A 14,175-nucleotide genomic window follows, 5' to 3' on the forward strand; every position below is an offset into this window, starting at 1 on the left:
GCCGATCACTTCACTGTGCGTATCACCCTGCGTGCGCCGCGCGGATCACCGTGCGGATCACTGTGCGTCTCAGCGTGCGTGTCAGCGTGCTGTCAGCCATGCGTCTCAGCGCGTACGAGCTGCGTCCAGGCGCGGCAGTCGGTGCCGGCCGGTCCTGGCGGTGGAGTTTCCCCGCCACTCGGTTGGAGGGTGCGGCCTTCGGTGATGAGGACGCCCGGGTTCCGCGTCCGTGTCCAGGGGCGTGTCCAACTGCCCCTGCCCGTCTCCGATTACGTACCCGTCCCGCTCTGAATGACGCGCTTTGAAACGACGCCAGTCGACCGCAAATGGTACACACTGGGGGCAATTTTCAGCCAACTTCCCCTACTCTTCAACCCCCTCGCCCCCTCTCACGGACACCACAAGTCCCAAGGTGACAATGCTGGACATCGCTCCACATGTGCGTGTAGATGTGGTCCACGGGTAGCGGCGCACCATGACTTGGCGACCTGGGGGTTTGCGATGTTCTTGCATGGAATGCGAAGGTCGGAAAGCCGAGAGCCATGAGTACGCCGCGTGCGCCGAAAGTGGCCGGAATCGATTCCGTTGTTTCCCTTCCGCCGCACACTGCGGCCGTTCCTCCGCACGGCACCCCGGTCCCTCCGCCCGGCCCCGCCGACGGTCCCCTCCAGGACCGTCTCGCCGGCTGGGTCTCGGACCTCACCCTCCTCCATGAGCTCACCGAGTCCCTGATCAGGACCGGTTCGCTCGACGAGGCCCTGCGCGAGGTGCTGCGCGCCGGAGCCGCCCTGGTGGGCGCCCGCCGCGGCATGGCCGTCCTCGAACCCGCCGACGGCCTCGGCCCCACCGCCACCATCGGCCTCGGGCTGGCCCACGCCGAGCTCGGCACCATCGAGACCGTGCCCCGCAGCGCCACCTCGTACGGGCGCATCCTCGACGGGCTCGATCCGCTCCCCGAGGGCGCGCTGCCCCGCCCCGTCGCCGTCCCCGACCTGCGCGACGCGGACGGCCTCGACCCGCGCCACCGCGAGGTCGCCGCCCGCCTCGGCTGCGCCGCCAGCTACGCGCTGCCGCTCGCCACCGAGCGGGCGGGCCGGCTCGGCGCCGTCGTCTGGCTCTACGACGAGCCCGCGGAGCCCGTCGAGCGCCAGCGGCACCTCGTCCAGCTCTACGGCAGGTTCGCCACCGAGCACCTCGCCCGGCTCCTGGAGGTCGAGCGGGCCCGCGGCCGGATCGCCACCATCGCCGAGGAGCTGCTGCCCAGCCGCCTCCCCCGGGTCCCCGGCGTGCAGCTCGCCGCCCGCCACCGCACCGGCCCCCGGGGCGGCGGCGACTGGTACGACGCGCTGCCGCTCCCCGAGGGCGCCCTCGGGCTGGCCGTCGGCTCCGTCACCGGCAGCGGGCCGAGCGCCCTGGCCGCCATGGGCCGGCTGCGCGCCTCGCTGCGCGCGTACGCCGTGATGGAGGGCGAGGACCCGGTCGCCGTCCTCTCCGACCTGGAACTGCTGCTGCGGCTCACCGAGCCCGCGCGCCTGGCGACCGCGCTCTTCGCCTACTGCGAACCGGCCGCCCGCCGGATCGTGCTCGCCGGGGCCGGGCACACCCCGCCGCTGGTCCTCGGCGAGCGGCGCACCGAGTACGTCGAGACCTCGCTGTCCGCCCCGCTCGGGATGCTGGCCTGCTGGGAGGCGCCGAGCGTGGAGCTCTCCCCGCAGCCCGGAGAAACGGTGCTGCTGTACACCGACGGGCTGCTCCGGCGCACCGGCGACCCCATGGACCGGGCCTTCGCGCGCCTGCACGCCGCCGCCGCGGGCGTGCCCAGGGCGGACCTGGCCGACCCGGGCGCGGTCGCCGACCACGTCCTGCGCACCGTGCTGCCCGAGGGGCTGGACGGACCGGACAGACCGGACGCCGACGGCGAGGACGTCGTCCTGCTGGCCGCCCGCTTCGAGTGACGGGCGGCTCCGGCGGCGGCCGGCGCCGGGCGGCGCGCCCCGCCGGAGTGAGCACCGCCACCGTCCTGACCCGTCGGTAATGGGTCTTCCGGCTCTGGGCCCCCTTCCCCGCGACCGTACGATGGGAATGGTTCAGTGTCGTACCAAGAGGAGGCAGACCCGTGGCCGATGAGCTCACGCCGGACAACCCGGAGACCCCGGAAGAGTCCGAAGAGCAGGCGATCAAGCAGCGGAAGAACGGCCTGTACCCGGGCGTGTCCGACGAGCTCGCCGAGAACATGCGGTCCGGCTGGGCCGACACCGAGCTGCACGACCTGGCGCCGATCGCCCAGGCCGCGCACACCGCCGACCGCCGCGCCGCGCTGTCCGCCCGCTTCCCGGGCGAGCGCCTGGTGATCCCGGCCGGCAACCTGAAGACCCGGTCCAACGACACCGAGTACTCCTTCCGCGCCTCGACCGAGTACGCGTACCTCACCGGCGACCAGACCCACGACGGCGTCCTGGTCCTGGAGCCGGTCGCGGACGGCCACGAGGCGACGGTCTACCTGCTGCCCCGCTCCGACCGCGAGAACGGCGAGTTCTGGCTGGACGGCATGGGCGAGCTGTGGGTCGGCCGCCGCCACTCCCTCACCGAGGCCGAGCGGCTGCTCGGGATTCCGGCGAAGGACGTGCGCGAGCTGGCCGCCGCGCTCAAGGAGGCCACCGGCCCGGTCCGCGCCGTGCGCGGCCACGACAGCGGCATCGAGGCGGCCCTGACCGACAAGGTCACCGCCGAGCGCGACGAGGAGCTGCGCGTCTACCTCTCCGAGGCCCGCCTCGTGAAGGACGCGTTCGAGGTCTCCGAGCTGCAGAAGGCCTGCGACTCCACCGCCCGCGGCTTCGAGGACGTCGTCAAGGTCCTCGACAAGGCCCAGGCCACCAGCGAGCGCTACATCGAGGGCACCTTCTTCCTGCGCGCCCGGGTCGAGGGCAACGACGTCGGCTACGGCTCGATCTGCGCCTCCGGCGCGCACGCCTGCACCCTGCACTGGGTCCGCAACGACGGCCCGGTCCGCTCCGGCGACCTGCTGCTGCTCGACGCCGGCGTGGAGACCACCGAGCTCTACACCGCCGACGTCACCCGCACCCTGCCGGTCGACGGCCGGTACACGGAGATCCAGCGCAAGATCTACGACGCCGTGTACGAGGCGCAGGAGGCCGGCATCGCCGCGGTGAAGCCCGGCGCCTCCTACCGCGACTTCCACGACGCCGCCCAGCGCGTGCTGGCCGAGAAGCTGGTCGAGTGGGGCCTCGTCGAGGGCCCGGCCGAGCGCGTCCTGGAGCTGGGCCTCCAGCGCCGCTGGACCCTGCACGGCACCGGTCACATGCTCGGCATGGACGTCCACGACTGCGCCGCCGCGCGCACCGAGGCGTACGTCGACTGCACGCTGGAGCCGGGCATGTGCCTGACGGTCGAGCCGGGGCTCTACTTCCAGGCCGACGACCTGACCGTGCCCGAGGAGTACCGGGGCATCGGCGTCCGGATCGAGGACGACATCCTCGTCACCGAGGACGGCAACCGGAACCTCTCGGCCGCGCTGCCGCGCCGGTCCGACGAGGTCGAGGCGTGGATGGCCGGCCTGAAGGGCTGACCCCGCCCCGTCCCGTACGTGCGTGAGGGCCCCGTCGACTCCGGTCGGCGGGGCCCTCGCGTCCGTACGAGGAGGGCCGTCCGGCTCCGGCTCCAGCTCCGGCCCAGGCCCCAGCCCCGGCCCCGGCCCCGGCTCAGGTCAGCGCGAGCGGGGCGTCCGGGCGCCATTTGATGATCTTGTCGAAGCTGACCAGCGCCCCGCCCCGGCCCGTCCGCCCGAAGTGGACGTGGTCGGCGAGCTCCTCGATCAGCCGCAGCCCGCGCCCGTGCTCCGCGTCGGGCGCCGCCTGCCGGCGGCCGGGGGCCGGGGTGAAGCCCGGGCCCGCGTCGGCGACCTCGATGCGACAGGTCTCGCCGTCGAGGTAGGCGGTCACCCGGTACGCCTGCGAGCCCTCGCCCGGATCGACCGCGCCGCCGTGCTCGACGGCGTTGGCGCACGCCTCGGTCAACGCCACCGACAGCTCGTACGACACGTCCGGATCCACACCCGCGGTCTCCATCGTGCCGAGCAGCAGCCGGCGGGCGAGCGGGACGCTCGCGGCCTCGCGCCGCAGATGCAGGGACCACCAGATGCTCATGCTTCAGCCTCCTGGCTGCGGCTCGACATACTGCGGCACGACATACCGATACCTATTGCCGGACAGGGTGGTCCATAAGCCCCGAGGCGCGTCAGGAGCGCCCGTTCGGCGGATGCACTCCCCGTGTGCGCCGGTGTATGTCGCCCCGAAGACGCCCAAGCGTGACCTTCCGGACCTGCCGTATGGGAGGGGAGGGGCTGGTGCGATGATGGGCCCGCCATGTCTGCCCCCGCGTTCGCGCCACGCATGCTGAGGGCCGCGGTGTTCACCGCGGTCTGCGTCGTGCTGTCCGCGCTCGGCCACTCGCTGGCCGCCTGCGCGGGGATCGCGCTGTGGTCGGTGGCCGCCGGTTTCCTCGGCGTCTTCGGCATCACCGTCCTCTTCACCGGGCGCGAGCGCTCGCTGCCCGCCATCGTCGGCGCCCTGACCGCCGGACAGCTGGGCCTGCACGCCCTGTTCGGGATCGGCCAGCGCCGGCTCGCCATGGGCGCCGAGACCGACCAGGCCCTCATCCGGCTGGCCGCCAAGCTGGTCTGCGGCCAGGGCGGCACCGCCCTGAGCCCGGCCGACGCGGCCCGGATCGTCAGCGACGCGGGACTCGCCCCGGCCGCCTCGGGCGGCGGACACGGCCACATGGCGGGCATGACCGGGACCGGGGGCGCGACCGCCGCCGCCCGCGCCGCCGAGCTGGTGCCCGGCCTGCCCATGCTGCTCGGCCACCTGCTGGCCGCGCTGGCCACCGGCTGGCTGCTGCGCCGAGGCGACCTCGCGCTCACCCGCCTGGTCCGGCTCTCCGCGCAGGGCGCCACCGAGCTCGCCGCGCTGAGCCTGGTCCGCGCGCTGCGTGCCGCGCTCTCCCTCGTACGGACCCTGCTCGCCGGGCTGCCGGCGGCTCCGGCCACCGGGCCGCGCGGACCCGTCCGCACCGCCTTCGACACCTCGCCGCCACCGGTCGCCGAGGCGCTCCAGCACACCGTGATCAGGCGCGGCCCCCCGGCCGCCCCCTGCGTCCTCGCAGCCTGACGCGGACCGCTCGGAGGGAGCGGATCCGCGGTCGCCCGCGCGCGGGCGGCCCCCGGACGACCCCGCCCGGCCGCAGCGGCGGCCAGGCGACGCGCCGTCGGCACGCCGTGCCGTGCCGCGCCGTACGTCCGGTTCCGACTTCACCTTCGAGCTGGAGTGTCTTCTGCCATGAGCGTTTCCCGTACCCACCTCTCCCGTGCCGTCCTCGCCGGCGGCGCCGCCGTCGCCGGTGTCCTGCTGCTGGCCCCCGCCGCCTCCGCGCACGTCGGCGTGCAGCCGCAGGGCGAGGCCGCCAAGGGCGGCTACGCGACCGTCAACGTGAAGGTGCCGAACGAGCGCGACAACGCCTCCACCGTGAAGGTCGAGCTCAACTTCCCCACCGACCACCCGCTGGCCTCCGTGATGCCGCAGCCGGTTCCCGGCTGGAAGGTCGAGGTCACCAAGTCCAAGCTGGCCAAGCCGCTGGAGCTGCACGGCAAGCAGATCAACGAGGCCGTCTCCAAGGTCACCTGGACCGCCGACGGCTCCAAGATCGGCCCCGGCCAGTTCCAGCAGTTCCCGCTCTCCCTCGGCCAGCTGCCCGAGGACACCGACCGGCTGGTCCTCAAGGCGATCCAGACCTACGACAACAATGAGGTCGTGCGCTGGATCGAGGAGCCCAAGGACGGCGCGCCGGAGCCCGAGAGCCCGGCCCCGGTGCTGAAGCTGTCCGCGGCGAGCGACGACCACCACGGTGGCGCCGCCGCCAAGTCCGGTGACAAGTCCGCCGACAAGTCCTCCGACAAGGCCGGTCACGACGAGAAGGCCGGCGGCCACGAGGAGGCCGCCGGGTCCACCGACTCCGCGGCCCGCGTTCTCGGCGTGGTCGGCATCCTCGTGGGGCTCGCCGGCATCGCCTTCGGTGTCCTCGCCGGACGCCGCCGCTCGGCCTGACGGCCGTTCCCTCAACCCGGAAGAAACACCATGTCCGACAGCAAGAAAGCCGCTCAGCAGACCGGTGCCGACGACACGCGGAACGGCGGCCGTCCCGGCCGCCGCGCCCCGCTGATCGCCGCCGCCGTGGCGATCGTCGCGGCGCTCGGGATCACGGCCGCGGTCGGTCTCGGCGGCGACGGCGACAAGAAGCCCGGCACCACGAGCGGGCCGGTCGCCGAGGTCTCCGGCGGCAGCGACAACGACAAGGCCGCCACCGTCCTGGACCGGCCGTTCGCCAAGCCCGACCTCGTCCTCACCGACACCAAGGGCCAGAAGTACGACCTGCGCGAGGCCACCAAGGGCAAGCCGACGCTCATCTACTTCGGCTACACCCACTGTCCCGACGTCTGCCCGCTGACGATGAGCAACATCGCCATCGCCCGCAAGCAGCTCCCCAAGGCGGACCAGGACAAGCTCCAGGTCGTCTTCGTCACCACCGACCCGGACCGGGACACCCCGGCCGAGCTCGGCAAGTGGCTGCCCGCCGCCGGCGACCCGTCCTTCGTCGGCCTCACCGGCGACTTCAAGGCCATCCAGGCGGGCGCCCGCTCCATCGGCATCGGCATCGACCCGGCGAAGAAGGAGGGCGACACCGTGGTCTCCATGCACGGCGCCCAGGTCATCGCCTTCTCGCCGACCACCGACCAGGGGTACGTCCTGTACGGCGAGAGCACCAGCGCCGAGGACTACGCCAAGGACCTGCCGAAGCTCGTCAAGGGGGAGAACCCGTGAACCGCCGCACCACCGTCCTGTCCGCCTCCGTCGCGCTGGCCGCCGCGCTCGCGCTGACGGGCTGTTCGGGCGGATCCTCCGACGCGCCCGAACTCAAGGTGAGCGGCGCCTTCATGCCGCAGCCGGTGATGGACATGGCAGGCGGCTTCCTCACCATCACCAACGGCGGCGACGTCGCCGACAAGCTCACCTCCGTCACCAGCACCCTCTCGGACGACGTCACGATGCACGAGACGAAGAACCAGAAGATGCAGGAGGTGAAGACCTTCGACATCCCGGCGAACGGCGAGCTCAAGCTCGAACGCGGCGGCAACCACCTGATGTTCATGGAGCTGAAGAAGCAGCCCAAGCAGGGCGAGAAGGTCAGCATCGAGCTCCACTTCGAGAAGTCCGGCCCCCTCAAGGTCGAGCTTCCCGTCGAGGCGCCGAACCACAACCCGAAGCAGCACTGAGCTAGTCGAGGGAGAACCGGACGATGACCCCCACCGCCCCGCGCCTCGGGCCCGCCGCCACCCGGCTGCTGCTCGTCGTGGCCGCGCTCCTGGGCACGCTGCTCGCCACGGCGGGCCCCGCGTCCGCGCACGCGGCCCTGACCGGCAGCGACCCGCAGGACGGGGCGGTGGTCGCCACCGCCCCCAAGGACGTCGACCTCACCTTCTCCGAGCAGGTCGCCATGGGCGCCGACTCGATCCGGGTGCTCGACCCCTCGGGGAAGCGGGTCGACACCGGAGAGATCCGGGACCTGTGCAGCGGCTCGATCGTGCGCTACGGCGTCGAGCTGCTGCCCGGGCTGCCCGACGGCACCTACACCGTGGCCTGGCAGACCGTCTCCGCCGACAGCCACCCCGTCTCCGGGGCCTTCACCTTCTCGGTCGGGGCCCCCTCCCAGACCTCCGTCGCCCTGCCCGAGCAGAGCGCGGGCGGCGGGATCGTCGGCGCGCTCTACGGGATCGCGCGCTACCTCTCGTACGCCGGTTTCGTCGTCCTCGTCGGCGGCGGCGCCTTCGTGCTGGCCTGCTGGCCGCGCGGGGCGGGTGTCCGGCCGGTGCAGAAGCTCGTGGTGCGCGGCTGGCTCACGCTGACCGGCGCCACCCTGGCGATGCTGCTGCTCCGCTCCCCGTACACCGGCTCGGGGAAGCTCGCCGACGTCTTCGACCTGGCCGGGCTCCAGTCCGTGCTGTCCACGAAGACCGGCGCCGCGCTCTCCTCGCGGCTGCTACTGCTCGGCGCGGCGGCGCTGTTCGTGGCCGTGCTCTTCGGCGCGTATGCCCGGCGCACCGACGAGAAGGAGCACAAGGACCTCACCTTCGGCCTCGCGCTCGGCGGCACCGTCGTCGCGGCGGGCATCGCCGGCACCTGGGCGCTCGCCGAGCACGCCTCGACCGGGCTCCAGCCGGGCATCGCGATGCCGGTGGACATCCTGCACCTGCTCGCGGTGGCCGGCTGGCTCGGCGGGCTCACCGCCCTGCTGGTCGCGCTCTACCGGGACCCCTCGGTCGAGCGGACGGCGGTCGAGCGCTACTCGAAGCTCGCCTTCGGCTCGGTCCTCGTCCTCGTCGCCACCGGGATCTACCAGTCCTGGCGGCAGGTCGGCAGCTGGTCGGGGCTGACGGACACCCGGTACGGACAGCTCCTGCTGGTGAAGATCGGGCTGGTCGCCGTCCTCGTGGGCATCGCCTGGATCTCCCGGCGCTGGGTGCGGCGGCTCGCCGACGCGGAGGCGCCCGCGGCGGACGCGGACGGCGCGGACGGCGCGGACGGCGCGGACGGCGCGGACGGCGCGGACGGCGAGGCGGGCGAGGCCGGTGACTCCGGTGACTCCGACGGTTCGGCCGAGGGCATGGGCGACGGTACGGGCGACGGCGGTGCTCCCGGCTCCGAGCGGGCCGTACAGCTCGCGCGGCAGCGGGCCGCCGTGGCCACCGCGCGGCGCAAGCGGGAGCGGGACGCCGACCCCGAGCGGGCCGGGCTGCGCCGCTCGGTGCTGACCGAGGCCGCCGTCGCGGTCGTGCTGCTCGCCGTCACCACCGTGCTGACCTCGACCGAGCCCGCGCGCACGGAGGAGGAGGCGGGCCGGCTCAAGGCCTCGTCCGGCTCCTCCGCCGTGCCCAACCGCCCGATCGACGTCCGGCTGCCCTTCGACACCGGCGGCGTGGACGGCAAGGGCACCGTGCAGCTGACGCTCTCCCCCGGGCGCACCGGGGCCAACGCGCTGCACATCTTCGTGCTGCGGCCCAACGGGCGCCCGCTGGACGTGCCCGAGGTGAAGGTCGCCTTCACCCTCACGAAGAAGCAGATCGGCCCGCTGCCGGTGCTGCCGGACCGCATCCAGACCGGGCACTGGACCGCCTCCAGCGTTCAGCTCCCGATGGCCGGCGAGTGGCAGATGCAGGTCACCGTGCGCACCTCCGAGATCGACCAGACCACCATCGACAAGAACGTGAAGATCGGCTGACCCCCGTGAACGACCCCGTGAACGACTCCGTGAAAGCCTCCGCGAACGACCCGGTGACCGACTCCGGGAACGACGACCACCGCCTTGCCCTCTCGCGGCGCAAGCTGCTCGGCACCGTGGGTGCGGCGGGCGCGACCGGGCTCGTGATCGGCGCCGCCGGAGGGGTGGGCTTCGCGGCGGCGGACGGGGGCGGCCCGGGCGCCGCCGACGCGACCGCGCTCGCCTCGGTCGGCGCGACCGAGGCGATGTTTCACGGGAAACATCAAGCGGGGATCACCACTCCGCTTCAGTCCCACGGGCACCTGGTCGCCTTCGACCTCGCCCCGGGCGCGGGCCGCAAGGAGGCCGCCGCGCTGCTGCGCCGCTGGTCGGCGACGGCGACGGCACTGATGGCGGGCAAGCCCTCGGCCGCGGACACCGGGATCGCGCTCGACGCCGGGCCCTCCTCGCTGACCGTGACCTTCGGCTTCGGGCGTGCCTTCTTCGACCGCACCGGACTGGTCGCGCGCCGCCCGGAGCAGCTCGACCCGCTGCCCGCCTTCTCCTCCGACGCGCTCGACCCGAAGCGCTCGGAGGGCGATCTGTGGGTGCAGATCGGCGCGGACGACGCGCTCGTCGCCTTCCACGCGCTGCGCGCGCTGCAGAAGGACGCGGACGGCGCGGCGCGGGTGCGCTGGCAGATGAACGGCTTCAACCGCTCGGCCGGGGCCACGGCCCGGCCGATGACCGCCCGGAACCTGATGGGCCAGGTGGACGGCACGAACAACCCGAAGCCGGCCGACGCGGACTTCGACCGGCGGATCTTCGTCGAGCGGGGCGGCCCGGGCGGCTCCGGCGCGCAGGAGTGGATGGCGGGCGGCTCGTACGCGGTGGTGCGGCGGATCCGGATGCTGCTGGACGACTGGGAGAAGCTGCCGCTGGAGCGGCAGGAGAAGGTGATCGGCCGGCGCAAGTCCGACGGGGCGCCGCTGACCGGCGGGACCGAGGCCACCCCGCTGGACCTGGACAAGCGGGGTCCGGACGGGAAGACGGTCATTCCGGACAACGCCCATGCCCGGATCTCCGCCCCCGAACAGAACGGCGGCGCGGCGATGCTGCGGCGCCCGTTCTCCTTCCACGACGGGATCGGCTCGGACGGCACCCCGGACTCGGGGCTGCTCTTCGTCTGCTGGCAGGCCGATCCGCTGCGGGGTTTCGTGCCGGTGCAGCGGAAGCTGGACCGGGGCGACGCCCTGTCCCCGTTCCTGCGGCACGAGGCGAGCGGCCTGTTCGCGGTGCCGGGCGGGGCGGCGGAGGGGGAGTACGTGGGCCAGCGGCTGCTGGAGTCCTAGGACCCGTCGTCGGCGCGTCGTGGGTGACCGGCTGCCATTAGGGTGACCGTATGTCAGCCACCCGGTATACGTATCTCGGTCCCGAAGGCACGTTCACGGAGGCCGCGCTGCGCACGCTGCCCGAGGCGGCGACGCGGGAGCTGGTCCCGATGGTCTCCGTCCCGGCCGCGCTGGACGCCGTGCGCAACGGCGAGGCCGCGGCGGCGCTCGTGCCGATCGAGAACTCGGTCGAGGGCGGGGTGACCGCGACCCTGGACGAGCTGGCCTCGGGCGAGCCGCTGATGATCTACCGCGAGGTGCTGCTGCCGATCGCCTTCGCCCTGCTCGTACGGCCGGGGACGAAGCTGTCGGAGATCAAGACCGTGACGGGGCACCCGGTGGCCCAGCCGCAGGTGCGGAACTGGCTGCGGGCGAACCTTCCGGAGGCCGTCTGGGAGTCGGCCGCGTCCAACGCGGACGGGGCGCGACTGGTCCAGGAGGGGCGCTTCGACGCGGCCTTCGCGGGCGAGTTCGCGGCGGCGACCTACGGCCTGGAGCCGCTGGTCACCGAGATCCACGACGCGGAGAACGCGGAGACGCGCTTCGTGCTGGTGGGCCGGCCGGCCAGGCCCGCGGCGCCGACCGGCGCGGACAAGACCTCGGTGGTGCTGTGGCTGGGTGAGGACCACCCGGGCGCGCTGCTGGAACTCCTTCAGGAATTCGCGGTGCGCGGGGTCAATCTGATGCTGATCCAGTCGCGTCCCACGGGCGCGGGGATCGGGAACTACTGCTTCGCGGTGGACGCCGAAGGACATATCTCGGACCGGCGGGTCGGCGAGGCGCTGATGGGGCTGAAGCGGATCTGCCCGAAGGTGCGCTTCCTCGGCTCGTACCCGAGGGCGGGGGTGGCGGTCGAGGACGTGCGCGCGCTGCGGCGCGGGACCTCGGACGCGGAGTTCACGGACGCCTCGGACTGGCTGGCACGGGCCCAGGACGGCCGGGCGTAGCGGTCCGGCCCAGCGGCGGACGAGTTTCCCACAAAGTTATCCACAGGCACGCTTCTCGACCTGGGGACAAGTCGACAAGAGCGTCCACGGGCGTCCACGGCACCTCCGCCACGTCGATAAATCGTCGTCACCCCCGCTCCGGGGGCCCACTCTTCAGAGCGAGGTATTCCCACTCGAAAGAGTGGGAAAATGTCGTCGATCATCGCGGTCCACAGATCTTCCACACAGCCTGTGGATAACCCTTCGAGGTTCCGCATTCCTGTGGAGAACCCCGGGCGAACCCCGAATGGGAAAAGCATCGAAAAACAAAGCAATTCGGGCAAAGCGACACGCATGTCCTTATCGAGTGGGGACGCACGATCGCGCACCGGTAGCCTGGTGGGGTGATTGACCTTCGCCTGCTCCGTGAGGACCCCGACCGTGTTCGCGCCTCCCAGCGCGCCCGTGGAGAGGACGTCGAGCTCGTCGACGCCCTGCTCTCCGCCGATGAGCGGCGCAGGTCGTCCGGCGTCCGCTTCGACGAGCTCCGATCCGAGCAGAAGGCGCTCGGCAAGCTGATCCCCAAGGCCACCCCGGAGGAGCGCACCGCGCTCCTGCAGAAGGCCGAGCAGCTCAAGACCGACGTCAAGGCCGCCGAGGCCGAGCAGAACGAGGCCGACGAGACGGCCCGCGCGCTCCTCCTGAAGCTCGGCAACATCGTCCACCCCGACGTCCCCGTGGGCGGCGAGGAGGACTTCGTCGTCCTGGAGACGCACGGCACCATCCGCGACTTCGCCGCCGAGGGCTTCGAGCCCAAGGACCACCTGGAGCTCGGCGAGGCGCTCGGCGCCATCGACGTCGAGCGCGGCGCGAAGGTCTCCGGCTCGCGCTTCTACTACCTGACCGGCGTCGGCGCGCTCCTGGAGCTCGCCCTGGTCAACGCGGCCATCGCGCAGGCCACCGAGGCCGGCTTCATCCCGATGCTCACCCCCGCGCTGGTCCGCCCGCGCGCCATGGAGGGCACCGGCTTCCTCGGCCAGGCCGCGGAGAACGTGTACCACCTGGAGAAGGACGACTACTACCTGGTCGGCACCTCCGAGGTCCCGCTCGCCGCGTACCACATGGACGAGATCATCGAGGCCGACAAGCTGCCGCTGCGCTACGCCGGCTTCTCGCCGTGCTTCCGCCGCGAGGCCGGCACCTACGGCAAGGACACCCGCGGCATCTTCCGCGTCCACCAGTTCGACAAGGTCGAGATGTTCTCGTACGTCGCGCCGGAGGACGCCGAGGCCGAGCACCAGCGGCTGCTCGACTGGGAGAAGCAGTGGCTGACCTCGCTTGAGCTGCCCTTCCAGGTGATCGACGTCGCCACCGGCGACCTCGGCTCCTCCGCCTCCCGCAAGTTCGACTGCGAGGCGTGGATCCCGACCCAGGGCAAGTACCGCGAGCTGACCTCCGCCTCCAACTGCGACGGCTTCCAGGCCCGCCGCCTGTCCGTCCGGATGCGCGACGAGCAGGGCGGCAAGAAGACGGTGCAGCCGCTGGCCACCCTGAACGGCACGCTGTGCGCCGTACCGCGCACCATCGTGGCGATCCTGGAGAACCACCAGCTGCCGGACGGTTCGGTGCGCGTACCCGAGGTGCTGCGCCCGTATCTCGGCGGCCGTGAGGTCCTGGAGCCGATCTCCAAGTGAGCACCTTCCCCTACCGCCTGGTGGCCACGGACCTCGACGGCACGCTGCTGCGCGCCGACGAGTCCGTCTCGGACCGCACGCGCGAGGCCCTCGTCGCCGCCACGGAGGCGGGTGCCGCGCACATCGTCGTGACCGGCCGGGCGGTGCCCTGGACCCGGCACATCCTCGACGACCTCGGCTACGAGGGCATCGCGGTGTGCGGCCAGGGCGCGCAGGTCTACCACGCGGGCGAGCACCGGCTGCTGACCTCGCTGACCCTGGACCGGCAGCTCGCCGGCCTCGCGCTGTCCAAGATCGAGGCCGAGGTGGGCCCGCTGGCGCTCGCCGCGAGCCGCGACGGCCTGGACGGCGAGGTGCTGGTCGGGCCGGGCTACGGGGTCCAGGAGGGGCCCCTGCCCTACGTGCCGTACGAGGACCCGGCGGAGCTGTGGGCGGCGCCGCTGACCAAGCTCTACCTCCAGCACCCGACGCTCGGCGACGACGAGCTGACCCGGATCGCGCGCGAGACGGTCGGCGGGCTCGTCGACATCGTCATGGCGGGCCCCGGGATCGTGGAGGTCCTGCCGCTCGGCCTGAGCAAGGCGACCGGGCTCTCCGTCGCCGCGCGCCGGCTGGGCGTGAAGGCGGCGGAGACGATCGCCTTCGGCGACATGCCCAACGACATCCCGATGTTCGGCTGGGCCGCGCACGGCGTCGCGATGGGCAACGCCCACGAGCAGCTGCGGGCGGTGGCCGACGAGGTCACCGCCACCAACGAGGAGGACGGCATCGCCCTCGTCCTGGAGCGCCTGCTGAGCGCGTGACCACCGGTACGGGAAGCGGGGCGGCCCGCGCGGT

General features: G+C 72.8%; 12 protein-coding genes. 11 read left to right on the forward strand and 1 reads right to left on the reverse strand.

The window, feature by feature from the left end; all coding sequences use genetic code 11:
- The first annotated feature begins 542 nt into the window (after positions 1-542).
- Together ACZ6J5_RS24880 and ACZ6J5_RS24885 are read left to right on the forward strand one after the other, a co-directional pair.
- A complete protein-coding gene (locus ACZ6J5_RS24880) occupies positions 543-1,955 on the forward strand; it encodes a PP2C family protein-serine/threonine phosphatase (RefSeq protein WP_469394980.1) in 1,413 nt (470 codons plus the stop codon).
- 161 nt (positions 1,956-2,116) lie between these two features.
- On the forward strand, positions 2,117-3,586 hold the full coding sequence (locus tag ACZ6J5_RS24885) for an aminopeptidase P family protein (RefSeq protein WP_469394982.1): 1,470 nt from the start codon (positions 2,117-2,119) through the stop codon (positions 3,584-3,586).
- A 133-nt stretch (positions 3,587-3,719) separates the two neighbouring features.
- On the opposite strand, the gene ACZ6J5_RS24890 is transcribed toward ACZ6J5_RS24885, so the two are convergent.
- A complete protein-coding gene (locus ACZ6J5_RS24890) occupies positions 3,720-4,163 on the reverse strand; it encodes an ATP-binding protein (RefSeq protein ID WP_469394984.1) in 444 nt (147 codons plus the stop codon).
- Between the two features lie 219 nt (positions 4,164-4,382).
- On the opposite strand from ACZ6J5_RS24890, the gene ACZ6J5_RS24895 reads away from it, so the two are divergent.
- From ACZ6J5_RS24895 to ACZ6J5_RS24935, 9 genes are all read left to right on the forward strand, one after another.
- Positions 4,383-5,186: a hypothetical protein gene (locus tag ACZ6J5_RS24895; protein ID WP_469394986.1), complete on the forward strand. Its 804-nt coding sequence runs from the start codon at positions 4,383-4,385 to the stop codon at positions 5,184-5,186.
- A gap of 168 nt (positions 5,187-5,354) precedes the next feature.
- Positions 5,355-6,119 (forward strand): YcnI family copper-binding membrane protein, encoded by a 765-nt coding sequence (locus tag ACZ6J5_RS24900; protein ID WP_469394988.1) that lies wholly within the window; start codon positions 5,355-5,357, stop codon positions 6,117-6,119.
- 30 nt (positions 6,120-6,149) lie between these two features.
- On the forward strand, positions 6,150-6,893 hold the full coding sequence (locus ACZ6J5_RS24905; protein WP_469394989.1) for an SCO family protein: 744 nt from the start codon (positions 6,150-6,152) through the stop codon (positions 6,891-6,893).
- Positions 6,890-7,345 carry a copper chaperone PCu(A)C gene (locus tag ACZ6J5_RS24910; protein WP_469394991.1) on the forward strand — a complete coding sequence of 152 codons (456 nt, stop codon included), beginning with the start codon at positions 6,890-6,892 and terminating at the stop codon, positions 7,343-7,345. The genes ACZ6J5_RS24905 and ACZ6J5_RS24910 overlap by 4 nt, the downstream gene beginning before the upstream one ends.
- A 23-nt stretch (positions 7,346-7,368) precedes the next feature.
- The gene (locus ACZ6J5_RS24915) at positions 7,369-9,348 is read left to right on the forward strand and encodes a copper resistance CopC/CopD family protein (protein ID WP_469394993.1); all 1,980 of its coding nucleotides are present in this window, start codon (positions 7,369-7,371) and stop codon (positions 9,346-9,348) included.
- Positions 9,349-9,377: 29 nt separating this feature from the next.
- Positions 9,378-10,679 (forward strand): iron uptake transporter deferrochelatase/peroxidase subunit, encoded by a 1,302-nt coding sequence (gene efeB / locus ACZ6J5_RS24920; RefSeq protein WP_469395227.1) that lies wholly within the window; start codon positions 9,378-9,380, stop codon positions 10,677-10,679.
- Between the two features lie 50 nt (positions 10,680-10,729).
- Entirely contained in the window at positions 10,730-11,665 is a 936-nt protein-coding gene (gene pheA, locus ACZ6J5_RS24925; RefSeq protein ID WP_469394995.1) for a prephenate dehydratase, read from the forward strand.
- Between the two features lie 383 nt (positions 11,666-12,048).
- The gene (serS, locus tag ACZ6J5_RS24930; RefSeq protein WP_469394997.1) at positions 12,049-13,338 is read left to right on the forward strand and encodes a serine--tRNA ligase; all 1,290 of its coding nucleotides are present in this window, start codon (positions 12,049-12,051) and stop codon (positions 13,336-13,338) included.
- Positions 13,335-14,141 carry an HAD family hydrolase gene (locus ACZ6J5_RS24935; protein WP_469394999.1) on the forward strand — a complete coding sequence of 269 codons (807 nt, stop codon included), beginning with the start codon at positions 13,335-13,337 and terminating at the stop codon, positions 14,139-14,141. The genes serS and ACZ6J5_RS24935 overlap by 4 nt, the downstream gene beginning before the upstream one ends.
- Positions 14,142-14,175 lie beyond the last annotated feature (34 nt).

The sequence above is a fragment of the Streptomyces sp. NPDC042100 genome (assembly GCF_055582325.1).